This window comes from Burkholderia sp. BKH01, assembly GCF_025685725.1.
GTDB lineage: Bacteria > Pseudomonadota > Gammaproteobacteria > Burkholderiales > Burkholderiaceae > Burkholderia > Burkholderia pyrrocinia_C.
In genome coordinates, this window is the sequence record NZ_JAOTQT010000071.1 from 1 (window position 1) to 372 (window position 372).

The following is a 372-nucleotide window of genomic DNA, read 5'->3' on the forward strand; positions in this document are numbered from 1 at the left end:
GACGGAAGACGGGGCGGCGATCAGTTCTTGCCGGCACCGGGGTCGATATGCTGGAGTTCCTGCAGATAGGCGTCGAGACGGTCGAACTTCAGCTCCCAGAAGCGACGATAGCCGTCGAGCCAGCTGTTGACGTCCTTCAGCGGAGCGGCTTCGAGCTTGCATGGTCGCCACTGCGCTTCGCGGCCACGGCTGATCAGCCCGGCGCGCTCGAGAACCTTGAGATGCTTGGAGACTGCCGGCAGGCTCATTTCGAAGGGCTCCGCCAGCTCGCCGACCGAGGCCTCTCCAAGTGCGAGGCGGGCGAGAATGGCCCTTCGCGTTGGATCGGCCAGGGCTGAGAGCGTCGTCGACAAGCGATCTTCCGGCATCTGT

At 64.5% G+C, this 372-nt stretch carries 1 protein-coding gene; it reads right to left on the reverse strand.

Translation table 11 applies throughout. From position 1 onward, the window contains the following. Positions 1–20: 20 nt before the first annotated feature. The coding region (locus tag OEJ37_RS34860) for an ArsR/SmtB family transcription factor (RefSeq protein WP_411859309.1) at positions 21–372 on the reverse strand (352 nt) is incomplete at its 5' end.